This window comes from Acinetobacter sp. HY1485 (genome assembly GCF_027568475.1).
Taxonomy (GTDB): Bacteria; Pseudomonadota; Gammaproteobacteria; order Pseudomonadales; family Moraxellaceae; genus Acinetobacter.
The window spans coordinates 25,652-51,130 of sequence record NZ_JANKZG010000001.1; the positions used below are offsets into that span (position 1 = coordinate 25,652).

Annotated in this window: 18 protein-coding genes and 2 pseudogenes; 18 read left to right on the forward strand and 2 right to left on the reverse strand. The window is 38.8% G+C overall.

What is annotated here, in order from left to right; translation table 11 throughout:
• The first annotated feature begins 46 nt into the window (after positions 1-46).
• The 5 genes and pseudogenes from PCI70_RS00150 to ftn all read left to right on the forward strand — a co-directional run bounded on the left by PCI70_RS00150 (position 47) and on the right by ftn (position 6,955).
• Positions 47-3,370, forward strand: a complete 3,324-nt coding sequence (locus PCI70_RS00150; protein ID WP_269913336.1) for a chromosome segregation SMC family protein — start codon at positions 47-49, stop codon at positions 3,368-3,370.
• Positions 3,367-3,541 (forward strand): annotated as a pseudogene (locus PCI70_RS12145) (cell division protein ZipA C-terminal FtsZ-binding domain-containing protein); the annotation flags it as partial. The gene PCI70_RS00150 and the pseudogene PCI70_RS12145, both read left to right, overlap by 4 nt.
• Positions 3,542-3,744: 203 nt before the next feature.
• Positions 3,745-4,284: pseudogene (locus PCI70_RS12150) on the forward strand (cell division protein ZipA C-terminal FtsZ-binding domain-containing protein); the annotation flags it as partial.
• Between the two features lie 5 nt (positions 4,285-4,289).
• On the forward strand, positions 4,290-6,317 hold the full coding sequence (ligA, locus tag PCI70_RS00160; protein WP_269913338.1) for an NAD-dependent DNA ligase LigA: 2,028 nt from the start codon (positions 4,290-4,292) through the stop codon (positions 6,315-6,317).
• A 173-nt stretch (positions 6,318-6,490) separates the two neighbouring features.
• Complete coding sequence (gene ftn, locus PCI70_RS00165) at positions 6,491-6,955, forward strand: heteropolymeric bacterioferritin subunit Ftn (RefSeq protein WP_269913339.1); 465 nt, start codon at positions 6,491-6,493, stop codon at positions 6,953-6,955.
• A gap of 31 nt (positions 6,956-6,986) precedes the next feature.
• Here ftn and gltA read toward each other — a convergent pair whose 3' ends face one another.
• On the reverse strand, positions 6,987-8,261 hold the full coding sequence (gltA, locus tag PCI70_RS00170) for a citrate synthase (protein ID WP_269913340.1): 1,275 nt from the start codon (positions 8,259-8,261) through the stop codon (positions 6,987-6,989).
• Positions 8,262-8,790: 529 nt separating this feature from the next.
• On the opposite strand from gltA, the gene sdhC reads away from it, so the two are divergent.
• The 7 genes from sdhC to lpdA all read left to right on the forward strand — a co-directional run bounded on the left by sdhC (position 8,791) and on the right by lpdA (position 17,977).
• Positions 8,791-9,192, forward strand: coding sequence for a succinate dehydrogenase, cytochrome b556 subunit (gene sdhC / locus PCI70_RS00175; RefSeq protein ID WP_269913341.1), 402 nt, complete (start codon positions 8,791-8,793; stop codon positions 9,190-9,192).
• Positions 9,192-9,557, forward strand: a complete 366-nt coding sequence (gene sdhD, locus PCI70_RS00180; protein ID WP_269913342.1) for a succinate dehydrogenase, hydrophobic membrane anchor protein — start codon at positions 9,192-9,194, stop codon at positions 9,555-9,557. Before sdhC ends, sdhD begins: the two co-directional genes overlap by 1 nt.
• 9 nt (positions 9,558-9,566) lie before the next feature.
• Positions 9,567-11,447 (forward strand): succinate dehydrogenase flavoprotein subunit, encoded by a 1,881-nt coding sequence (sdhA, locus tag PCI70_RS00185; protein WP_269913343.1) that lies wholly within the window; start codon positions 9,567-9,569, stop codon positions 11,445-11,447.
• 14 nt (positions 11,448-11,461) lie between these two features.
• The gene (locus PCI70_RS00190) at positions 11,462-12,172 is read left to right on the forward strand and encodes a succinate dehydrogenase iron-sulfur subunit (protein ID WP_269913344.1); all 711 of its coding nucleotides are present in this window, start codon (positions 11,462-11,464) and stop codon (positions 12,170-12,172) included.
• A gap of 305 nt (positions 12,173-12,477) precedes the next feature.
• Positions 12,478-15,285, forward strand: a complete 2,808-nt coding sequence (locus PCI70_RS00195) for a 2-oxoglutarate dehydrogenase E1 component (protein WP_269913345.1) — start codon at positions 12,478-12,480, stop codon at positions 15,283-15,285.
• 18 nt (positions 15,286-15,303) lie between these two features.
• Complete coding sequence (odhB, locus tag PCI70_RS00200; protein WP_269913346.1) at positions 15,304-16,491, forward strand: 2-oxoglutarate dehydrogenase complex dihydrolipoyllysine-residue succinyltransferase; 1,188 nt, start codon at positions 15,304-15,306, stop codon at positions 16,489-16,491.
• A 52-nt stretch (positions 16,492-16,543) separates the two neighbouring features.
• A complete protein-coding gene (gene lpdA, locus PCI70_RS00205; RefSeq protein WP_269913347.1) occupies positions 16,544-17,977 on the forward strand; it encodes a dihydrolipoyl dehydrogenase in 1,434 nt (477 codons plus the stop codon).
• A gap of 219 nt (positions 17,978-18,196) precedes the next feature.
• Here lpdA and trpS read toward each other — a convergent pair whose 3' ends face one another.
• A complete protein-coding gene (gene trpS / locus PCI70_RS00210; RefSeq protein WP_269913348.1) occupies positions 18,197-19,210 on the reverse strand; it encodes a tryptophan--tRNA ligase in 1,014 nt (337 codons plus the stop codon).
• A gap of 132 nt (positions 19,211-19,342) precedes the next feature.
• On the opposite strand from trpS, the gene PCI70_RS00215 reads away from it, so the two are divergent.
• From PCI70_RS00215 to PCI70_RS00240, 6 genes are all read left to right on the forward strand, one after another.
• On the forward strand, positions 19,343-20,239 hold the full coding sequence (locus PCI70_RS00215; RefSeq protein ID WP_269913349.1) for a DUF808 domain-containing protein: 897 nt from the start codon (positions 19,343-19,345) through the stop codon (positions 20,237-20,239).
• A gap of 2 nt (positions 20,240-20,241) precedes the next feature.
• Positions 20,242-21,093: a KPN_02809 family neutral zinc metallopeptidase gene (ypfJ, locus tag PCI70_RS00220; protein ID WP_269913350.1), complete on the forward strand. Its 852-nt coding sequence runs from the start codon at positions 20,242-20,244 to the stop codon at positions 21,091-21,093.
• 142 nt (positions 21,094-21,235) lie between these two features.
• Positions 21,236-22,735, forward strand: a complete 1,500-nt coding sequence (locus tag PCI70_RS00225) for a cation:proton antiporter (RefSeq protein ID WP_269913351.1) — start codon at positions 21,236-21,238, stop codon at positions 22,733-22,735.
• A 179-nt stretch (positions 22,736-22,914) separates the two neighbouring features.
• Entirely contained in the window at positions 22,915-23,730 is an 816-nt protein-coding gene (locus PCI70_RS00230) for an ABC transporter permease (protein ID WP_269913352.1), read from the forward strand.
• Positions 23,727-24,398, forward strand: coding sequence for an ABC transporter ATP-binding protein (locus PCI70_RS00235; protein ID WP_269913353.1), 672 nt, complete (start codon positions 23,727-23,729; stop codon positions 24,396-24,398). The genes PCI70_RS00230 and PCI70_RS00235 overlap by 4 nt, the downstream gene beginning before the upstream one ends.
• A complete protein-coding gene (locus tag PCI70_RS00240) occupies positions 24,379-25,476 on the forward strand; it encodes a capsule biosynthesis protein (RefSeq protein WP_269913354.1) in 1,098 nt (365 codons plus the stop codon). The genes PCI70_RS00235 and PCI70_RS00240 overlap by 20 nt, the downstream gene beginning before the upstream one ends.
• The last annotated feature ends 3 nt before the right edge of the window (positions 25,477-25,479 follow it).

The following is a 25,479-nucleotide window of genomic DNA, read 5'->3' on the forward strand; positions in this document are numbered from 1 at the left end:
CACATCACTTAAAATAGTCGCGCATCTTCTATAGACCTAGGACACTATGCGTTTAAGCAGCTTAAAACTTTCGGGCTTTAAATCTTTTGCCGATCAGACGACTTTAAACTTTAAAGCAAGCCGTAGTGCAATTGTGGGTCCAAATGGCTGTGGAAAATCAAACGTGATTGATGCTGTACGTTGGGTGATGGGGGAGTCGAGTGCAAGGCAGTTGCGTGGTGGCAACATGCAAGATGTTATTTTTACAGGCACAGCAAAACGTAAACCTGTGGGAATGGCAAGTGTTGAACTACGTTTTGAAAATACGCAAGGTAAATTAGGCGGTGCATATAATGCATATACAGAGCTTGCGGTACGCCGTCAGGTGACGCGTGAAGGAAAGTCTGAATATTTTTTAAATGGTACAAAATGCCGTCGCCGTGATATTACCGATATATTTTTAGGGACAGGTTTAGGACCACGTTCATACGCGATTATTGAACAAGGCATGATTAACCGCTTAGTTGATGCTAAGCCTGAAGATATGCGTATTTTTATTGAAGAAGCTGCAGGCGTTTCGCGTTATCAAGCCCGACGCCGTGAAACGTTACAACATTTAGAACATACGCAACAAAATTTAGAGCGTTTAGAAGATATTGCACACGAACTAAAATCGCAGTTAAAAACACTCAAAAAACAATCTGACAGCGCTGTACAGTACCAAGAAAAGCAAGCACAGGTACAACGTTTAAAAGTCGAAATTTTATCGTTTGAATATGAACAAAGCACACGCCTACAACAAACCTATACACGTGAACTGACAGAACTTGGTGATGAGTACAAGCTCGTTCATTCAGAGCTGACCACTAGGCAGCACAATCTACAAAATACACAAGTATTGTTCCAAAAATTACTTGAGCAATCTGCACCATTACGCCAACAAGAACAATTAGCAGAAAAAGAGCTTGCTGAACTTAGTATGCGTTTGGAGCAACAACAACACAGATTAAAACGTAATACGGCACGTTTGAGCGAACTTAAACAGCAACAGCAATATGTTCAAGAGCAATTACAAATTGCTGAGCTTAAAAAAGAAACGTTACAAACACAAGAAGAACAAATAGTAGAAGCCGTTGAAACACTTGAACAGCAATTACAGCAAAGCCAAACTGTACAACTCAAAAACGAATATGAAATACAAAAACAAGCCCATCAAACAGCACAACAGCAGTTAGAGCAATGTGAACGTGCTGTACAACAACAACAGTTACAGCTTGAGCAACTTAACCAAAACATTGCTCGTTTAGAACAGCAACACCAAGCATTTACTGCACAAATGCAACATGTTGAATCTTTAGATTTGCTTAAACAAGAATTACAAGATGCTCAAGCAACGGTTGATTTAACTCAAAAGATTTTAGAGGAAGACCATCAAAAGCTTAAAAATTTACAGACACAATCAAGCCAAACACAGGTAGATGAATTAAAACATCAAATTACCTTACTTGAAAAAGAACGCACACATATTCAAAAAATTAGTCTTAAAAAAAGTAAAACTTCTGAAAAGCAAAAATTACTTGATGTATTACAATTAAGTGAGCAAGCAAAGCCACATACAGCATTAATTGAAAAGTTTTTAGCACAGTGGTTATCTGCACATCTTGTAGATGAGTTTGAGCCTCAAATCGCACGACAAATTAAAACATCTCAAAGTAGAGTAGGCATTGAGGGTTTAACTTGCTTAGGTGAATGGATTAAAAGTCCGCAAGTATCACTGTGGCAAAATGTGGGCATTGCCAATACTTTGCAAGATGCACAAAATTATCCGCTACAAACAGGGCAGAGCATTTTAACGCTCGATGGTTATCATGTTGGAACAGATTGGGTCGTTGGGCTTGATTTTGAGCAACACACGCAAGGTGAATTGATCCATCGTGTACGTTTACAAGAGATTGAACAGTTATTTAAAAAATTAAACCCTCAATTAGAGCAAGCCGAGCAAAACCAACAGCAATGGCAAGAGCATGTACAACAGCTTCAAGATATTATTCAAGCCGAACAGCAACAGCACGATACACAAAAACAGCATGTGCAACAGTTGGCAATCCGCGTAGCAGAAGCACAGGCGTTTAGTGTGCAAAAATCTCAGCTTGAGCATATTTCTGCACAACTTATGCAAGATCAACGGCAAAAGCAACAGTTAGATCCTGCACCATTACAAGCACAATTAGGCAAGTTTAAAGCACAGTATGAGCAAGCTTCTCAGCAGTTTGACCAGATTGCAGAAAGTTTAGAGCAAGCACAAAAAACAGATCAGAACTTAAATGCACGATTGACCGAGCACGAACAGCAGTTACAGTATAATCAGCAACAAATTGCATTGTTAGAAAAAGATATTACGGTGCTCAAAGAAACGAGACATCGTTTAAATACAGAAGCTCAAAATACGCATGTTAATCCAACTTTAGTGCAAGAGTTGAGTGAACAACACGCTTTAAAAGCCGAACAAGTACAACGGCTACATCAAAATACACAAGGTTGGCAAACACAGTTAAACGATACGCAACATCAGCAACAACAACTTGAGCAAGAACGCCAACAGCTACAACAACGTGAGCAAAATTTAAAAACACAACTTGAAGAAAAACGTCTTGCTTGGCAACAAGCCAAAATCAATGCCGAGCATTACCAAGAGCAACTGAATGCGTTAGAAGCAAAAGCGATTACAGGTTTAAAGATTGATGTGCAACAACATCAAATTCAATTAGAACAGGCACAACAGCAACTTAAAAAATTAGGTGTAGTAAACTTAACTGCATCAAAAGAGTATCAAGAAATATCACAGCGTTACGATAATTTAAAGCGTCAAATGCAAGATTTAGAAAATACGGTTGATCAGCTTCAAAAAGCCATGAAAACCATTGATCAAGAAACAAAAAAACTGTTTATGGATACATTTGATCAGATTAACCACGCGTTAGGTGAGTTATTTCCAAAAGTGTTTAATGGCGGAGAAGCAAGTTTAATGTTAGAGGGTGATTGGCATTCAGGCGTTAAACTAATGGCACGCCCACCGGGTAAACGTAATAGCTCATTGGCGTTACTATCAGGCGGTGAAAAAGCCCTGACGGCACTTGCATTGGTATTTGCTATTTTCAAACTGAACCCTGCACCGTTTTGTGTACTTGATGAAGTAGATGCACCATTAGATGATGCCAACGTACAACGCTTTTGTAATTTGGTAAAAGAGCTTTCCGAACAAGTGCAATTCATTTACATTACACATAATAAATTAGCAATGACCATGGCAACGGATTTACTTGGAGTAACCATGCCCGAACCAGGTACATCTAAATTGGTTACAGTAAACTTAGAGGCGGAACAGATATGAGTATCGGCACAATTATTGGAATTGTCATTGCAGTTTTAATTGTTTTTATGGGCATCTTTATGATTGCAAGACGACCAAAACAATATGAATCGTCTTTAGATTCAGAACTTCATATTAACCCTGAAACAAATATGCCGATTATTCCGCGTTTTGTGCGTGACCAATTACAAGCAACACCTGATGAAGTTGTAGAAACAAAAATTGATGAGACTATTGAAGACTCAAAAGACTCAAAAGACTCAAAAGACTCAAAAGACTCAAAAGACTCAAAAGACTCAAAAGACTCAAAAGACTCAAAAGACTCAAAAGACTCAAAAGACTCAAAAGACCCCGAACCTACAGTAGAAGAATCAAAACCTGTTGCACGCCCTGCACCTGTGGTTGAGTTGAATAATATTGAGCCTGCACCTATTAAAGAGTTTGACGAAGAAAGCTCACTACTTGATATTCACTTGCATGAACAGCAGTGTTTTGATGATGCAAGTGCACTTGCTAATGCTCAACATATCATTGCGTTAAATGTGTATCCAAACCCACGCCGTGTACTAGCAGGCGATAAAGCACTTAAAGTGTTGACAAAGTACGGCTTACGTTTTGGTGAGATGTCATGTTTTCATCGTTATGAGAATACCGAAGAGCCAAGCCCACTCATGTTTTCTGTATTACGCGTTACTGATGAAGGACCTGCAGGGTTTGACTTGGAAACATTATCAGCAGAGCAAGTGCAAGGTTTAGCATTTTTCTTAGCATTACCAAGCAGTAACGCTCAAAAAGGCTTTGATATGATGGTGAGCATTGCTAATCTAATCGCACGAGATATTGATGGCAAGGTATACGATGAAAATAATCAAGAGCTGACACCACAACTCAAAGAACATTGGCGTCATCAAGTGATCGATTTTAAATCTGAGTAAACAAAATGATGAATGTTGTCACGCAAATGCGTCAGTTGATACAGCTGATCGCAAAACATAACCATGCTTACTATGTTATGGATCAACCTAGCATTACAGACAATGAATACGATCAATTGTTTCATCAACTCAAGGATTTAGAGCAACAGTACCCCGAGTATGTACAAGTCGATACGCCTACCAATAAGGTAGGTGGTGAGGCATTGGCTAAATTTACAACGGTGACGCATGCAGTGCCCATGTTGTCTTTAGGGAACGTTTTTAATCAAGATGATTTATTTGCGTTTGCACGCCGTGTAGAAGAGCGTTTGCCTAATCAAAAAGTACAATATGATGTTGAACTTAAACTTGATGGTTTGGCTATTTCGGTATGGTACGAAAAAGGGATATTGGTACGTGGCGTAACACGTGGTGATGGTGAAACAGGTGAAGATATTACCCAAAATGTAAAAACGATTCGTAATTTGCCCAAGTTTTTACATGGTGATGTGCCCGAGCTTTTAGAAGTACGTGGCGAAGTGCTCATGCCAAAACAAGGCTTTGAAAAACTCAATGCCACCAATGAAGCCAAAGGTGAAAAAACATTTGCAAACCCACGTAATGCAGCAGCAGGAAGTTTAAGACAGCTAGACCCTGAAGTTGCAGCATCACGTCCATTGGCATTTTATGCGTATGGTATTGCACAATGTGAGCCAGCACACCCATTAGAGACCATGCATGAAAGCCTACAATGGCTGACTACGTTAGGTTTTGAAATTGCGGAACGTCAATTTTTATGTGCATCTATTGAAGAAGTACAAGAAAAGTACGAGAAAATTCAGGCAGAACGTCCAAACTTATTGGTCGAAATTGATGGAATGGTCATTAAAGTCGATAACCTTAAACAGCAACAACAGCTTGGGTTTTTAAGCCGTGAACCACGTTGGGCAACGGCTTATAAATTTCCTGCTGTAGCAGCCGTGACTGATGTTGAAAATATTGATTGGCAAGTTGGACGGACAGGGGCATTAACACCTGTTGCACGGCTTAAGCCTGTATTGGTAGGTGGTGTTACTGTTTCTAATGTCACTTTACATAATATTGGTGAAATTCAACGCTTAGATGTGCGTGTAGGCGATCAAATCAGTGTTTATCGCACAGGTGATGTAATACCAAAAGTAGAGCGTGTATGGACAGAACTACGTAATACAGACTTACCGCGTACCAAGCTACCAAGTCATTGTCCTGTATGTGAATCGCCTGTGGTAATGCCAAAAGATGAAGCACTTGCACGTTGTTCGGGCGGTTTATATTGTGCTGCACAACGTATTGAGGCGATTCGTCATTTTGTTTCACGCAAAGCAATGGATATTGATGGTTTAGGTGACCGTTGGGTAGAATCTTTATTGCATTTAGATTTGCTTAAAGATGTGTCTGATATTTACCATTTACATAACCACCGTGAAACATTATTAGGTATTGAAAAAATGGGCGAAAAGTCTGTTCAAAACCTATTTGATGCGGTTGAGAAAAGTAAAGAGACCACGCTTGCCCGTTTTATTTATGCCTTAGGTATTCGTGGTGTGGGTGAAACAACGGCACGTATGTTAGCCAATACGTTTCAAACATTAGATGCACTACGTAAAGCCAATTTAGATGCGTTAAAAAAGACACCTGACGTAGGCGATATTACAGCAGAATGGATTTTAGACTTTTTTAAAGCAAAGCATAATATTGAAGTGGTAGATCGTTTACTTGAAGTAGGTATTGTTTGGGATGCACCGACAGCATCAACCCGTCAACCTTTAAATGGTGAAAGTTGGGTTTTAACAGGTACACTTTCTCATTGTACACGTGACCAAGCAACACAAATGTTACAAGCGTTGGGTGCGCGAGTAAGTGGTAGTGTGTCAAGCAAAACAAAATGCTTAGTGGCAGGCGAAAAAGCAGGTTCCAAGCTAGAAAAAGCTAAAAAATTAGAAATTAAAGTTTTGTCTGAACAAGCATTTTTAGACTTAATGCAACAGTACGGACAAAATTTACCAACTGAATAAGAAGCATTCTGTTTAGTTACAAAAAAAAAGATAAGTGTTTGCAACGGTAAGCACTTATTTTTTTTAATAAATTAAATGTAAATGCGTATGCTTATCATTTTAAGTTTATAAAAATCATGTACTTAACTAAATAACAAATCTATAATAAGCATGTCTAGTGAGGAGTATTAAAAATGCGTGGTAACCCAGAAGTAATTGACTATCTTAATATGCTTATCGGTGGTGAGTTGGCTGCCCGTGACCAATATTTAATACACTCACGTATGTACGAAGATTGGGGTTTAGGTAAAATTTTTGAACGTATCGACCATGAAATGCAAGAAGAAGCAGAACATGCTGATGCTATTATTCGCCGTGTCCTGTTTTTAGAAGGTACACCCAACATGAACCGTGACGACATTGATGTTGGCACAGATGTTGTTTCATGTTTAAAAGCAGATTTAGCCCTTGAATACCATGTACGTGAAAAATTGGTACAAGGCATTAAGTTATGTGAAGAAAAAGGCGATTATGTAAGCCGTGATATGTTACGTCAACAATTAAGTGATACAGAAGAAGACCATACATATTGGTTAGAAAAACAACTTCGCTTAGTTGAGCTAATCGGCGTACAAAATTATATTCAATCTCAAATGTAAAAAAAAGGACTGCGAAGCAGTCCTTTTTAGTTTAACGCTCAATATTGCGTTGTTGCTCGCCTGTATAAAGTTGGCGTGGACGCCCAATTTTATGCGGTGCAGACTGCATTTCTAACCAATGACTAATCCAACCTACAGTACGTGCAAGCGCAAAGATTACTGTAAACATTTCAGTTGGAATACCAATTGCTTTTAAAATAATGCCTGAGTAGAAATCGACGTTTGGATATAAGTTACGCTCGATAAAGTACTCATCAGACAATGCAATACGTTCAAGCTCCATCGCAAGTTCTAACTGAGGATCATTGATACCAAGTGCTTCTAACACTTCATCACATGTTTCTTTCATTACTTTGGCACGTGGGTCAAAGTTTTTATAAACACGGTGACCAAAGCCCATCAGTTTAACTTCTTTGGTTTTTACTTTTTCCATGAAAGACGCAACGTTGTCTACGCTACCAATTTCATCTAACATTTTAAGTACAGCTTCGTTTGCACCACCATGTGCAGGTCCCCAAAGGGCTGCAATACCTGCTGCAATACATGCATACGGATTAGCACCCGTTGAGCCTGCTAAACGTACAGTAGAAGTAGATGCATTTTGTTCGTGATCTGCATGTAATGTAAAGATACGATCCATTGCTTTGGCACAAATTGGATTAACTTTATAGTCACGGTCAGCAGGGGTTGCAAACATCATATGCAAGAAATTTTCTGCATAATCAAGGTCGTTACGTGGGTAGATAAAAGGTTGCCCAATGGTGTATTTATAGCTCCACGCCGCAATGGTTGGAATTTTGGCAATTAAACGAAGCGCTGTAAATTCACGATGATCGACATCTTCCATATCAAGGTTGTTATGATAAAACGCAGAAAGTGCACCCACAACGCCTACCATAATTGCCATTGGGTGGGCATCACGGCGAAAGCCATTAAAGAAACGGCTCATTTGGTCGTGAACCATCGTATGTTTGCGCACAACATCAGTAAATTCTGTTTTTTGTTGTTCGTTTGGTAACTCGCCATTTAGTAACAAGTAACAGGTTTCTAAATAATCTGTTTTAGTTGCAAGTTGGTCAATTGGATAGCCACGGTGTAAAAGTACACCTTTATTACCATCGATAAAGGTAATTTTTGATTCACACGATGCGGTTGCCATAAAACCAGGATCGAATGTGAAATGTCCAGATTTTAAGATGTCTTTGACATCGATAACATCGGGACCCATTGTACCGCTGTAAATAGGAAGTTCGTATTTTGTTCCATCTATTTCTAAAATAGCTTTCTTGCCAGTTAGGTCAGACATTCAGTAGATCTCCTGTCTTGTTGAATGTAACTCTTTTGTTGTAGTGATTGTTATTGAACAAAAAGAGTTGTTGTGAAATTGAGTATAGTCCATTTTCGAGGCTCAATGTACAGCAAGCGTATATTAAAAATATAGTGTTTATTTAAAGAAGTATTAAAAAATAAAAGAGGTTTAGTATAAAAAACAAGCATAAGAACAATGTAAGACACCATATTTAAAGGTTTTTGCATTGAAATATTTAGTAAAACTTTTTCTATTTAGCCGAATGTCTAAATTGACAAAAAAGTACAATTGAGCCTAATTTAAATATAATTTCGATAGCTTGTTGATTTTAGGATTAATTCAAAGGTAAATGAGAAAGTTTCGTATTTATCTTCTTGTTTTTTATGCAATAACCTTGTTTGAAATTTGTCAAGAGCCGTTCTATAATCAATTTAAGTATAAGGAGTTTAGGCGTATTATTGCCTAACAAATGCTAGCTTTCCTTCGAATCAATCAAACAAACTCCAGAGGGAGTTTTCACTACAGGATGCCCGCTGTGAAAAGCAACAGACCTGTCAATTTGTCCATGGGACAGGTGTTAGCGGTAAATTTACGCTCTCCCGTGGCAATTGCATCTATTTTACACCGTTTATCAGGTGTTATCGTATTTTTGCTGGTACCCGTACTTTTATGGATATTAGATAAGTCATTGTCTTCGCCTGAAGGCTTTACTTATGTGAAAGAAGAAATTTTTGGAAACTTTTTTGTACGCTTTGTGGTTTGGGTGTTTGTTGCAGGTTTAATTTACCATTTAATTGGTGGGATTAAACATCTAATTGCAGACCTTGGCTATAACGAAGGGCTACAAAGTGGTCGAATGGCAGCTACAATTTCATTGGTTTTATCTGCAATTGGGATTATTGCAGCATTTATATGGATTGTAATTTAATGAAAAGTGCGACTGGTTTAACAGGCTCAGGCTCACGCGATTGGTTTTTACAACGCGTGAGCGCTGTGGTATTGGCAATCTATACCTTTATCGTATTTGGTTGGATTTTATTTCATAGTGGCTTTAACTATGAGCAATGGTCTGGATTTATGATGACCTTGCCAATGAAAATTTTTTCATTACTTGCAATTTTATCGCTCATTGTTCATGCATGGATTGGTATGTGGCAAGTGTTCACAGACTATGTGACCACCCGACAAATGGGACCATCTGCCTCAGGCTTACGTCTTGTTTTAACGACTGCTGTGATTGTTGGTGTATTTATCTATGCAATCTGGGGCATTCAGATTTTTTGGGCGAAATAGGACACAATCATGCACGCAAATTATTCAAATATAGAAAGTTTAACCTTTGATGCTGTGATTGTTGGTGGCGGTGGCTCAGGAATGCGAGCAGCGTATCAACTTGCCCAAGCAGGCTTAAAAGTAGCAGTACTCACTAAAGTATTCCCAACACGCTCGCACACGGTTGCAGCACAAGGGGGTATTGGTGCATCTTTAGGCAATATGCAAGAAGATAATTGGCACTACCATTTTTACGACACCGTAAAAGGGTCGGATTGGTTAGGCGATCAAGATGCCATTGAATTTATGTGTCGTGAAGCACCAAAAGTGGTGTATGAACTTGAGCACATGGGTATGCCTTTTGACCGTAACGCAGATGGTACGATTTACCAGCGTCCATTTGGTGGACACTCTGCAAACTACGGCGAAAAAGCAGTACCACGTGCTTGTGCTGCAGCCGATCGTACAGGGCATGCGCTTTTACATACGCTTTATCAAAGCAATGTAAAAATGGGAACACAGTTTTTTGTAGAATGGGTTGCATTAGACTTAATTCGTAACGAAGCTGGCGATGTGTTAGGTGTAACGGCGTACGATCAAGAAACAGGTCAAATTGCTGCATTTCAAGCCAAAGCAACGTTATTTGCAACAGGTGGTGCAGGACGTGCTTACCGTGCATCAACCAATGCCTATATCAATACAGGTGATGGTTTAGGCATGGCTGCCCGTGCAGGTATTCCATTACAAGATATGGAATTTTGGCAGTTCCACCCAACAGGTGTAGCAGGTGCAGGTGTATTGTTAACCGAAGGTTGCCGTGGTGAAGGTGCCATTTTACGTAACAAAGATGGCGAACCATTCATGGAACGCTATGCACCAACATTAAAAGATTTGGCACCGCGTGACTTTGTTTCTCGTTCAATGGATCAAGAAATTAAAGAAGGACGTGGCTGTGGTCCTAAAGGTGATTATATCTTGTTAGATATGACGCATCTTGGTGCAGAAACCATCATGAAACGTTTGCCATCTGTATTTGAGATTGGTAAAAAGTTTGCCAATGTAGATATCACCAAAGAGCCAATTCCTGTTGTACCGACGATTCACTATCAAATGGGTGGTATTCCAACCAACATTCATGGGCAAGTGGTGGTTCCTATTGATCAGCAAGATGAACAGTTACATGCAGGCTACGATGTGGCATCTGATGAATACAGCACGAACAGTACGCGTAACTTTACGCAACCTGTAAAAGGGTTTTATGCCATTGGTGAGTGTTCTTGTGTGTCTGTACACGGTGCAAACCGCTTAGGTACAAACTCGTTGCTTGATCTTGTGGTGTTTGGTAAAGCAGCAGGCGAACACATTATTGATTATGTGACGAAGCATCATGGTGATGATTATGCACCGTTACCAAACGATGTATTAGAAAAAACGCTTGCACGTATTAATAAGTTAGATTCAACGCAATCAGGTGAGAATGCACAAGATGTTGCTGATGCGATCCGTGACATTGTTCAGGACCATGCAGGTGTGTTCCGTACTCAAGCATTGTTGGATAAAGGCGTAAAAGAAATTTTAGCCTTAGAACCACGCGTACGTAATATTCATTTAAAAGACAAATCTAAAGTATTTAATACAGCACGTGTTGAAGCGTTAGAAGTCGAAAATTTATACGAAGTGGCAAAAGCAACCTTAATCTCTGCGGCTGCACGTAAAGAGTGTCGTGGTGCGCATACGGTGGTTGACTATGAATTACCTGCGGATCATCCACAGTATTCGTATGGTCGCCGTGATGATGAGTGGATGAAACACACACTTTGGTACTCTATAGACAATCATTTAGAGTACAAGCCTGTGCGTTATAAACCACTGACTGTTGATGCGATCCAACCTAAACCACGTACATTCTAATCGGGAGAAATAAGATGAGTAGAGGCACTCGTACGTTCGAAATCTACCGCTATGATCCTGATAAGGATAAAGCGCCGTACATGCAAACTTATAAATTAGAGCTAACAGAAAAACACCGTATGTTGTTAGATGCGTTGTTGGCTTTAAAAATACAAGATGAAACATTGACATTCCGCCGTTCGTGCCGTGAAGGTATTTGTGGTTCTGATGGTGTGAACATCAACGGTAAAAATGGTTTGGCATGTTTACAGAACATGAATGATTTACCTGAAAAAATTGTAATTCGTCCGCTTCCTGGTCTGCCTGTGATTAAAGACCTAGTGGTAGATATGAACCAATTTTATGATCAGTACGATAAAATTCAACCGTTCTTAATTAACAATCAACCTGCACCGCCAAAAGAGCGTTTACAGTCTCCTGAAGAACGTGAACATTTAGATGGTTTATACGAATGTATTTTGTGTGCATGTTGTTCAACAGCGTGTCCATCGTTTTGGTGGAACCCTGATAAGTTCTTAGGACCATCTGCATTGTTAAATGCATATCGTTTTATTATTGATTCACGAGATACAGCAACGCAAGATCGTCTAGCACGTCTTGATGATCCGTTTAGTTTATTCCGCTGTAAAGGCATTATGAACTGCGTATCGGTTTGTCCAAAAGGCTTAAATCCAACAAAAGCGATTGGGCATATTCGTAGTATGTTGTTAGATCAAGCAGGTTAAACTTACGAAGCGCACATTCTAGAATGTGCGTTTTTTCTTTAAAACAATACATACAACATGGTAAAATTACTCCAACAAATACCACTGTTATACGTGTTACATTTTAATAAAATAAAGCCGAGTCAAGGAATGAGTCGCTTTTTAATAAAAACGCTCTGCAAAACTCGACTAAAGTTGAATGTATTTATGGAAAATGACGTTTTACCTAAACGTTATAATTCATAGTGATAACGATGAAAAGATATGTCGCATGGCATATCATAAGCAACTAATTGGTTTTTGCAAAAAAGGAAATGGGTCCACAAATGCAAGAAATTACCGACGCATGGCGTCTTGATACTGAACTGTCTGCTGATAGTGCAGCATATATCGAAGAACTATATGAGCAGTACCTCGCGTCACCGTCATCTGTCAGTGAAGACTGGCGTCAATACTTTGATAAATTCCCTAAAGGTGACCAGCCACATGGCACAGTGCGTGAACAGTTTTTATTACTAGGACGTAATTCAAACCGTGTTCAGCCTATTGTTCAAAGTACCATCAGCACTGAGCACGAACGCCGTCAAATTGGTGTATTACAACTGATTGCTGCATACCGTAATCGTGGACATCAAAAAGCAAAATTAGATCCACTCGGTTTGGCAAAACGTGAATATGTACCAGATTTAGAGCTTAATGCGCATGGTTTAACTAAGTCGGACTTAGACACTGTATTTAATACAGGCAATCTTGCTATTGGTAAATCAGAAGCAACGCTAAGCGAAATGCTAGATGCCATGGAAGCAACCTATTGTGGTTCAATCGGTGCTGAATATACGCATATTGTTGATACTGTAGAACGTGATTGGATTCAAGAGCGTTTAGAAAGTACGCGTGGTCAATTCAAGTTTACGCCTGAGCAGAAAAAACACGTTTTAGAGCGTTTAACAGCGGCAGAAGGCTTAGAAAAATATCTAGGTAATAAGTTTGTCGGTGCAAAACGCTTTGGTGTAGAAGGCGGTGAGTCTTTTATTCCAATGGTAAATGAGCTCATCCAACGTGCAGGCGCTGTAGGTTGTAAAGAAGTGGTTCTTGGTATGCCACACCGTGGGCGTTTAAACTTACTTGTAAATATCATGGGTAAAAACCCTGCTGATTTATTTGGTGAGTTTGAAGGTAAAGCACTCAATAAACGTGGTTCGGGCGACGTAAAATATCACCAAGGTTTCTCATCTAATGTAATGACACCAGGCGGTGAAGTACATTTAGCGCTTGCTTTTAACCCATCTCATTTAGAAATTGTAGGACCTGTGGTTGAGGGTTCTGTACGTGCGCGTCAAGTTCGCCGTGAAGATATTGGTGGTGATGACGTTTTACCTGTGATTGTGCATGGTGATGCTGCATTTGCAGGGCAAGGTGTAAACATGGAAACCTTCCAAATGTCACAAACGCGTGGCTATACGGTAGGTGGTACAGTTCATATTGTGGTGAATAACCAAGTTGGTTTTACTACATCTGATCCGCGTGATGCACGTTCAACAGAATACTGTACTGATATTGCAAAAATGGTTCAGTCACCAATTTTTCATGTGAATGGTGATGATCCTGAAGCAGTTGTGTTTATCTCGCAACTTGCACATGACTTCCGTCATAAGTTCCGCAAAGATGTTGTAATTGATTTATTCTGCTATCGCCGTCGTGGACATAATGAAGCAGATGAGCCATCAGCAACACAGCCATTGATGTATCAAGTGATTAACAAAAAAGCGACCACGCGTACGCTTTACGCTGATCAATTGGTGCAAGAAAATGTGCTTGATCGTGCTAGCGCAGATAAGATGATTGAAGATTATCGTTCTGATTTAGAAGCAGGTAAGCATGTTGCAAATGCATTGGTACTTGAGCCAAACAAGCATATGTTTGTGGATTGGTCGCCGTATTTAGGGCATGACTATACCGATGATTGGGATACCTCGTTTGACCTTGAGCGTTTAAAACAACTTGGCGAAAAAATGCGTGAGTTACCAGAAGGTTTCCAAATGCAACGCCAAGTGGCAAAAGTGATTGATGATCGCTTAAAAATGCAAACGGGTGAAATGCCACTAAATTGGGGTGCAGCTGAAACTTTAGCGTATGCCACTTTAATTGACGAAGGCTATTTGGTGCGTGTTAGTGGTGAAGATGTTGGGCGTGGTACGTTCTCACATCGTCATGCAAAGCTACATAACCAAACTGATGGCTCTGTGTATATTCCGCTGTGTCATGTAAAAGAAAACCAACCACGTTTTGCACTTTGGGATTCTTTATTATCTGAAGAAGCAGTGCTTGCGTTTGAGTATGGTTATGCAACAACAGTGCCAAATTGCTTAACCATTTGGGAAGCACAATTTGGTGATTTTGCAAACTGTGCGCAAGTAGTGATTGACCAATTTATTGCATCAGGTGAAACTAAGTGGGAACGTGTGTGTGGTTTAACCATGCTATTGCCACATGGCTTTGAAGGGCAAGGTCCTGAGCATTCATCTGCACGTTTAGAGCGTTTCTTACAGCTATGTGCAGAAGATAATATGCAAGTGGTAACGCCAACCACACCTGCACAAATCTATCATATTTTACGTCGTCAAATGGTGCGTCCATTACGTAAACCATTGATTGTGATGTCACCAAAATCATTACTACGTCATAAACTTGCAACATCAACATTAGATGAGCTTGCGCATGGTCAATTCCAAACAGTCATTGACGAAGTGGATCAAGTGGCAAAAGATGCTGTAACGCGTGTAGTTTTATGTGGCGGTAAAGTGTATTACGATTTACTTGAAAAACGTCGTGAACAAGCACTTGAGAATGTGGCAATTGTGCGTGTAGAACAGCTTTATCCATATCCTGAAAAACGTTTGCAAGAAGTGTTAGCAACTTATCCAAACATGAAAGATTTGGTATGGTGTCAAGAAGAGCCGAAGAACCAAGGGGCATGGTTGTGTATCGCACCGTTCTTAATGGAAACTGCGGGTCAAAAAGTTCAATTTGCAGGACGTGCAGCATCGGCAGCACCTGCATGTGGTTCACCTTACTTACATGCGAAACAACAAGCTCAACTTATTTCTGACGCACTTGCGATTGAAGTTGAATAATCAGGAGAGATAAAAACAATGTCCACCGAAATTAAGGCACCTGTATTTCCAGAGTCTGTGGCAGACGGCACTATTGCAACTTGGCACAAACAAGTGGGCGAGCCAATTGCACGTGACGAAGTGATCTGTGATATTGAAACAGATAAAGTGGTGCTTGAAGTTGTTGCCCCTGCTGATGGTCAACTTGTACAAATTGTAAAAGACGAAGGCGATACCGTTCTTTCAAGTGAAGTAATTGCGCAGTTTGAAGCAGGCGCGGTAGCAGCACCACAAGAGAAAAGGGTTGAAGAAGAAGTTGCTCATACACAAGCAGGTGCAGCGCCTGTCGTAGAGCGTCAGCCTGTGCAAGATCAAGCACCTGCGGTACGTAAAGCACTGACAGAAACAGGTATTGAAGCGTCTGATGTACAAGGTACAGGACGTGGCGGACGTATCACAAAAGAAGATGTGGTAAACCATCAGACAGTTGCACCTGCAACAACACCTTTAAGTGTTGCTGTGGGCGAACGTATTGAAAAACGTGTACCGATGACACGTCTGCGTAAACGCGTTGCAGAACGTTTATTATCTGCAACACAACAGACAGCGATGTTAACCACGTTTAACGAAGTGAACATGAAGCCAATCATGGACTTACGCCAACAGTATAAAGATGTCTTTGAAAAGCGTCATGGCGTACGTTTAGGCTTTATGTCTTTCTTTGTGAAAGCAGTGACAGAAGCACTTAAACGCTATCCTGCTGTAAATGCCTCTATTGATGGTGATGACATTGTTTATCACGGTTTTTATGACATTGGCGTTGCTGTATCTTCTGAACGTGGCTTAGTGGTACCTATACTACGTGATACCGACCGAATGAGTTATTCTGAGGTTGAATCAAATATCCGTGGTTATGCAGCTAAAGCACGTGATGGCAAGCTTTCAATTGAAGAGATGAGTGGCGGCACATTTACTATCACAAATGGCGGTACGTTTGGTTCATTATTATCTACACCAATTTTAAATCAACCACAAACGGGTATCTTGGGTATGCATAAAATCCAAGAGCGTCCAATGGCGGTTAATGGTGAAGTGGTAATTTTACCTATGATGTATCTTGCATTGTCTTATGATCACCGTATGATTGATGGAAAAGAAGCAGTTGGTTTCTTAGTGACCGTAAAAGAGTTGCTAGAAGAACCTGCAAAACTTATTCTTGACCTTTAACTATAAAAAACCACAATAACTCAAGCAGTTATTGTGGTATATGGAGATAAGTATGTCTCAACAGTTTGATCTTGTTGTGATTGGTGGTGGTCCTGGTGGTTATGAAGCGGCAATTCGTGCAGCACAACTGGGTTTTAAAGTTGCATGTATCGAAAAGCGTATACATAACGGTAAGCCATCTTTAGGTGGTACGTGTTTAAATGTGGGTTGTATTCCTTCTAAAGCGCTTTTAGATTCTTCACACCGTTATGAAGCAACAAAACACGAACTTGCAGAACATGGCATTACTACAGGCGAAGTTAATTTTGATTTAGAAAAATTACTTGCACGTAAAGAAAAAGTAGTAGAACAGTTAACAGGTGGTGTTGCAGGTCTATTGAAAGGCAATAACATTGAATGGTTACAAGGTACAGGTAAACTACTTGCAGGTAAAAAAGTAGAATTTGTACCACATGAAGGTGAAACACAAGTTTTAGCGCCAAAATATGTAATTTTGGCATCTGGTTCTGTGCCTGTAAATATTCCTGTTGCGCCTGTAGATCAAGACCTTATTGTTGATTCAACGGGTGCTTTAAGCTTTCCTGAAGTACCAAAACGCTTAGGTGTGATTGGTGCAGGTGTTATTGGTTTAGAGCTTGGTTCTGTTTGGCGTCGTTTAGGTTCTGAAGTTGTTGTGTTTGAAGCGATGGATAGCTTCTTACCAATGGCAGATAAAGCACTTGCAAAAGAATTCCAGAAAATTCTGAAAAAACAGGGCATGGATATTCGTATTGGTGCCAAGGTTGCAGGTACAGACATTAACGATCGTGAAGTGACTGTAAAATACACGCAAGCAGGCGAAGAAAAAACAGAAATATTTGATAAGCTGATTGTTTGTGTAGGTCGTAAAGCGTATGCAGAAGGCTTACTTGCAGATGATAGTGGTATTAAACTGACCGAACGTGGTTTAGTTGAAGTGAATGATCACTGTGCAACTTCTGTTGATGGTGTTTATGCAATTGGTGATTTAGTTCGTGGTCCAATGCTTGCACATAAAGCAATGGAAGAAGGCGTGATGGCTGTTGAGCGGATTCATGGTCATGCAGCACAAGTGAACTACGATACGATTATCAGTGTGATTTACACACATCCAGAAGCAGCTTGGGTAGGCTTAACTGAAGAACAAGCATCAGCAAATGGACACGAAGTTAAAACAGGTCAGTTCCCATTTGCAGTGAATGGACGTGCGTTAGCCGCAGGCGAAACAGCAGGTTTTGTGAAATTTGTTGCAGATGCCAAAACAGACCGTTTATTAGGTATGCACGTTGTAGGTCCTAATGCGTCAGATATCGTTCATCAGGGTATGATTTCTTTAGAGTTCGTATCTTCGGTTGAAGATTTACAACTCATGACGTTTGGTCACCCAACATTCTCTGAAGTGGTACATGAAGCTGCCTTGGCTGTAGATGGTCGTGCAATTCATGCCATACAGCGAAAACGCAAATAAATCAAACGATCCTTCGGGGTCGTTTTTTTTGGACAAAAAAAATGCGCAGTAGTTGGGGTGACGACTGCGCAGAACAACGAAAACCGTTGTAAAAATCAATAAAGGAATTATATGCCTAAAACCGAGTAAAATGCTAGGTTTTTAGTCATTAAATGGTGATTTTATGTACTTTTGCTTAAAAAAGGCGCTCATATGAGTGCCTTTTTTAAGGTGTATTACTTAAAAGCGAAACATACCAAGTCCGTGTTTGACTTCATTAAGTGTTTCTTGCGTAATAATTTGACATTTTTTAGTCCCTGTTTGCAGTACATCCATAATATAGTCAGGGTCTTTGGCAAGTTCGTTACGGCGTTCACGAATAGGTGCAATTAATTCTTTTAAAATACCTTCTAAACGTTTTTTTACTGTGCCATCACCTAAACCACCACGGCGATAATGCGCTTTTAAATCTTCTAATTCTTCTTTATTTGGATCAAATGCATCTAAATAAGTGAATACCACATTGCCTTCAACTTGACCTGGATCTTCAATGCGTAAGTGATTTGGATCGGTATACATTGAATTAACTGCTTTTTTAATATCTTTATCTGTTGCATTTAATACGATGGTATTGCCCAAAGACTTCGACATTTTCGCTTTGCCATCGAAACCTGGTAAACGTCCCATGTTAGACAGTAATGCTTTGCATTCAGGTAAAACATCTTGTCCAATTTGACGATTGATACGGCGTACCAATTCATTGGTTTGCTCAATCATTGGAATTTGATCTTCACCAACAGGGACAACTGTGGCTTTAAACGCAGTAATATCTGCCGCTTGTGCAACTGGGTAGCATAAAAAACCTGCTGGGATATCACGCTCAAAACCGCGCATCTGAATTTCAGATTTAATGGTTGGGTTACGTTCTAAACGTGCCACTGTTACAAAGTTTAGATAAAGCATGGTGAGTTCATTTAAAGCAGATAAATGAGATTGCACGCAAATTGTAGTTTTAGTTGGATCAATACCCACAGCAAGATAATCGGTTGCAACCTCTAATACGTTATTACGCACTTTGGCAAAATTATCGGCATTGTCAGTGAGTGCCTGCGCATCGGCAAGTAAAATATGTTGATGATGAGAGTCTTGTAAGCCGACGCGTGAACGTAACGAGCCTACAAAGTGTCCAAGATGGAGCTGTCCTGTTGGGCGGTCTCCTGTCAAAATAATAGGGCGTTGGTCTGCTACTGTCATCTGTTTTCCTAAAACTCTTTCTATTATGCGATTATTGTACGGTATAAAATGTGTGTCTATACATAATCTTGCTGTGTCAGATTAAATAAAACGCTTTACAATAATTGTGATAACTAAAATTTGGAAAAAATTATGGCAGGTAGTTTGCTTGTTTTATTAGATGATATTGCAACAGTATTAGATGATGTTGCCTTAATGAGCAAAACTGCTGCAAAAAAAACAGCAGGTGTCTTAGGTGACGATTTAGCACTCAATGCACAACAAGTCACAGGGGTAACAGCAGATCGTGAATTACCTGTGGTTTGGAAGGTTGCAAAAGGCTCATTACTCAATAAATGTATTTTAGTGCCCCTTGCGCTAGTGATTAGTGTGTTTGCAGCATGGTTAATTACACCGCTTTTGGTGATTGGTGGTTTATTTTTGTGCTATGAAGGTGTAGAAAAGGTTTTACATTCTTTGATGCATAAAGAAACAGAAGAGAAAAAAGAGCCTATTCAAGATGTAGAACAGTACGAAAATGAAAAAGTAAAAGGAGCGATTAGAACCGATTTTATTTTATCTGCTGAAATTGTAGTGCTGACTTTAGGTACAGTGGCAACGACAACATTGATGAATAAAATTGTTGTCATGAGCCTAATTGCACTTGTAATGACAGTAGGGGTTTATGGCTTTGTGGCAATGATTGTAAAAATTGATGACCTAGGCTTATACCTGACTAAAAAGCAATCTGCTGTACAAAAAGCATTAGGCAATTTTTTACTTTCTTTTGCACCTAAGCTCATGAAAGGTCTTTCTATTGTTGGAACAATTGCCATGTTTTTAGTGGGTGGTGGCATCATTGCACATGCAATGCCATCTGTTCATCATTTTACTGAAGAAGCAACACATCATGTTTCTACTATTCCAACAGTGGGTACAATTATTGATGGGCTAGTACCAACACTCATCAATATGGGGATTGGCTTTATTGCAGGCGCAATTGTGGTTGCAGTGGTATTACTTGGGCAAAAAATCTTTAAAAAGGCTTAATTATGCGCTTAGATAATCAAGAAGAAAGTAAAAATGTAGAAGACCGTCGCGGTGGTGCGGTTAAAACAGGTGGCATTAGTATTATTGGACTTGTGGTTGCATTTGTTGCATGGAAATTTTTTGGTGCAGACCCTCAGCAGGCATATCAAGTTACAAAACAAGTGACCTCTCAACAGCAACCCCAACAAATACAGCAACCTACCGCTGAGCAAGTTGCGTCTAAGACCTTTGTATCTAAAGTATTGCGTAGTACAGAAGAAGTATGGACACCCATTTTTCAACAGCACAATATGACCTATAAAACTCCTACTTTAGTGATGTATACGGGGGCAACTTCAACCGCATGTGGGCAAGGTCAATCGGCAATGGGTCCCTTTTATTGTCCTGCCGATCAAAAAGTATATTTAGATACTGAGTTTTTTAAACAAATGAAAACACAAATGGGGATGCAAGGAGGCGATTTTGCTTATGCTTATGTGATTGCACATGAGGTTGGACATCATGTACAGACGCTTTTAGGCACATCAAGCCAAGTCTCTAAATTACGTGCACAATCTAATAAAGTACAAAGTAATTTACTCTCGGTACGCCAAGAACTTCAAGCAGATTGTTATGCAGGTATTTGGGCAAAACAAAATAACGATCAAAAACAGTTTTTACAACAGGGCGATATTGAAAAAGCAATGGATGCTGCACAGAAAATTGGTGATGATTATTTACAGCATCAAGCAACGGGGAGAGTCGTACCTGATAGCTTTACACATGGAACAAGTCAGCAACGGATGACATGGTTTAACCGAGGACTACAAAGTGGCAATTTAGAGAGCTGTGATACATTTAGTGGCTCAATTTAATTTTGTTTTAAGCAAAGTGTCTTAAAGAAAGGCACTTTTTTTTGTGCAAAAATTCCATTTTTTTTGTACAATAATCGAAGTAATTGGACTTTTTTATAAATTCGATTGGTTTTTTGAATATCTTTTAAGAATAAGGTTGTCTATGGGAAGCTATTTTATTTTACAGGTTTTTACAGTGATTTTTGCACTGTCTATTGCAACCACCATTTTTAACCGCCGTATTCTTGGCTTTCCACAGGCAATTGGCGTACCAATTGTTTCAGCTGTTCTTGTCTTTATTTTGCAATGGTGTGCAAGTTTATTGAATGGGAATCAGTTTATTTCTATTAATATTCACCATATTGAAGATGCTGTCCGTCATATTGATTTTTATGACTTTTTAATTAATGGGGTCATCTGTTTTATCTTAACCTCATCTGCACTTAAGTTTAAAATTTCAGATCTACGTAATCATTGGAAACCAATTAGTATTTTAGCAACCATTTCATTAGTGCTTTGTGCAGTTTTGTTTGGTGGCATGTTATACGGTTTTCAGGCACTTATTGGCAATACTGTACCGCTTTTAGTTTTAATTTTATTGGGTTCTGCATTAGGTGCAACCGACCCAATTGGAGTAAAAGGTGTTTTAAGTTCAGTCCGTGCACCACATCATCTTATTGTTAAATTAGAGGGTGAGTCTTTATTTAATGATGCCATGTGTATTGCCGTGTTTATGACACTATTAAGTGTGTTACAGGGGAACAACTTTACGTTGCTTGGTACGTTAGAAACCTTGCTCTATGAAATTGTCATCGCAATTATTATTGGATGGGGCTTTGGTTTAGCTATTTTACGTTTGATGCGTGGTAAGCATGAGCATGAGTCTTTGATTTTAACGACTGCATTGCTTGCGTGTGGTTCTTACTTAGTTGCATTGTTTGCACATGCTTCTGCCCCTATTGCATGTGTGATTGGTGGTTTGATTGTTGGCAACAAATGGGAAGAGATTGTTGGTAAGCGTGAAACTCAAGAAATTAATCATTTTTGGCATACTGTAGAAGGTATTATTAATTCGTTTTTATTTACATTGATTGGCTTAGAACTTTTTATTCTTGATTTAAATGTAAGTATGATCATTGGTGGTATGGTTGCTTTTGTTATTTTACATATCTCTCGATTTGCTGCGAACTTCTTATCTTTTGCATTTATTCCGACATTTAGAAAAAATAGCTATAACGGTAGCTTAGCCATTTTAAGTTGGGGCGGAGTTCGTGGTGGTATTTCGCTTGCATTAATCCTAGCGGTTGCGAACCATCCTGCTTTAAGTCCATACAGTAGCATTTTAATTGGTTATACATTCATTAGTGTATTAATGTCTGGTGTGGTGTGTGGTTTGGGTTTACCTGCGGTGATGAATGCATTTTATCATAATCCAGACGAAGAAACGCAAGGCTTTAAAGGTTTGTACCAACGTTTATGCCATAAAATGAACCGTACAGGGGTAAAGTATATTGTAGGTGAAGATGCACATGGGCATGAAACAATTAGTGTATATAACCCAACAATTGTTGAAGACATTAAAGCAGATGATGGTGTGGCTGCATTTCATGACCCAAGTAAAGTTTCGGAAATGAAGAAGTTAGAAAATCCGAATAATTTCTAAATATTTATAAAATATAACTTTTTTAAACGATACATTTATGTGTCGTTTTTTACTTGGATAATCAATATTTTAAAGATTTTACCTTTTTTATATACATACAAAGCCTTTTTAAAGCAGAATGTTGTCTGTATGATGAGTAAAATTTTGAAATATTTTAAAAAAAATATATAGAGCGAAACATGTCATCATCTGCGCAAAAGCTGCCACGGCTTAAACCAAGAAGTGGTTTAAAAGTCATGTATGCGTCTATACGTGCTTTGTTGCTAAGAGAGCTACAAACACGTTTTGGTGGATATAGATTGGGCTATTTATGGGTATTATTAGAACCATTATTCAACATTGGAATTATGATTTTCCTGTTTGGTTCTTTAATGAAAAAAACACTTCCTGGTATTGATTACGAGATTTTTCTAATTAATGGAATTGTCCCATTTTTTATGTTTAGAACAGGGGTAACACAAGCGCTTAGTGCAGCAGCCTCCAATCAGGGTTTGTTTAGTTATAAGCCTGTTAAACCAATTGATGCTTTGCTTGCTCGTAATTTTTTAGAACTTTTTTTAGGTTTTTCAACCTATATATTTTTTACAATCGTTGTTTTGTGGTCAGGTTATCAGATGAGTTTTGAGGCTGTACCTGAGCTCTTATTTTATTGGTTCTTATTCTTTTTGTTTACAGTGGCTTTTAGCCTTGTATTTATGGTTCTAGGCGATTTTTCTAAAGAAGTTGCTAAGTTTTTATCTGTATTATTTACAGTTCTATATTTCTTATCTGGAATTATTTATTCAATTTCATTAATTCCACAGCAATATCAGTCTTATTTACTATTTAACCCAATTATTCATATTATTGAGCTTATGCGCCATGCAGTTGCACCAACTTATCCATTAGTACAAGGCATTAGCTTGAGTTATTTTCTTATATGGTTACTTGGTACATTGTTTTTAGGCCTTTTATTGTACAAGCGCTTTGAACGCCGTATGGTGAAGTCAAAATGATTAAGTTACAGAATTTGACAAAGTCTTATGTGACACCAAAAGGGCGACATTATGTATTTAAAAACTTAAATGCAGTGTTGCCAGAAAATAAAAGTGTTGCATTACTCGGGAAAAATGGTGCAGGTAAGAGTACGCTTTTGCGTATTATTGGTGGAATTGACTATGCTGATTCAGGAAAAGTGATTACAAATAAAACGATCTCTTGGCCTGTAGCATTATCAGGTGGTTTTCAAGGTAGTCTAACAGCCCGACAAAATGTAAGATTTGTAGCACGTTTATATGTAACAACCGAAGAACAAGTAGAATATGTGGTTAGGTTTGTTGAAGAATTTGCCGAAATTGGAAAATATTTTGATATGCCGATCAAAAGTTATTCTTCGGGTATGCGTAGCCGTATTGGCTTTGGGTTAAGTATGGCTTTTAATTTTGACTATTATTTACTAGATGAAGCAGGAGCAGTTGGCGATGCGGCGTTTCGTAAAAAGAGTCAAATGCTGTTAGATCAATTAAAAGAAAGCTCAAATATTATTATGGTTTCACATGATTTGGGTGATTTAACTCGAAATTGCGATGTTGCATTTTTGGTAAGAGATGGTGTTGCTGAATATTTCAGTGATGTTAAAGAAGCGGTAGAGGTATATAAAGATTATGCAATCCACAATAAATAAACGTATGGTAGGTGCATACGGTGCGTTTGTTATCGTACCGCTGCTTATAATTATTTTGTACCTCTGTTTTTTTGCAAGCGATCGTTATGAATCGTCTTCTGTTGTATTAGTTAAGCAAGTAGGAACTTCTTCTGCAGTAGATGGTAGCGGATTGAGTGCATTGTTGGGTGTGTCTAATACCAGTAACGAAGATACGAATATTTTAAAAGAATATATTACTTCGCGTGATATGGTCGAAAAATTAGATAAGACACTGAATTTAAAACAAGCATTTCATCAATCAAATGATCCATTTTTTTCATTATCACAAGATGTACCAATTGAAGATTTAGTAGAATATTTTAAGAAACGTGTAGATATTCGTTTAGATGAAAAAACCATGATGTTACAAGTGGCTACTGAGGGTTTCTCACCTGAATTTTCTCTAAAATTGAATCAAGCCATCTTAAATCAAAGTGACACTTTTATTAATTATATTTCACAGAGTATTGCAACGGAGCAACTTACCTTTGCTGAAAAACAATTAAAAGATGCAAATTTAAAGTTAGGCCAAGCACGCGAAAAAATGATTGCTTATCAAAATAAGAATCAAATGTTTGACCCTGAAACACAAGCTAAGGCAGTTGCAACTTTAGTTGCAGGATTACAAAGTAATCTAGCTCAGCTACGTACTGAAGAAAGAACACTACTGAGTTACTTAAACCCAGATGCACCACAAGTTGTGGCTATTCGTAGTCAAATTCAATCGGTTCAAAAACAAATTGATGATGAAAATGCAAAATTAACCTCGCCTAACCATCAAAAACTTAACCGTAATATTGCCGATTTTGAAGAGCTTAAAGCAGAGGTTGTCTTTGCTACAGATCTATACAAAATCTCATTAGGTTCTTTAGAAAAAGCGCGTCTAGAGGCTTCTCGTAAGCTCAAAAAACTAGTTGTAATTTCTACACCACGTTTGGCACAAGATGCCTTATATCCACGTAAAGTTTACTTAAGTTGTACAGCTTTTATTATTCTTAATATTTTATTTGGAATTGGTCTTTTGACTTACTCTATTATTCGTGAGCATCGAGAATAAATT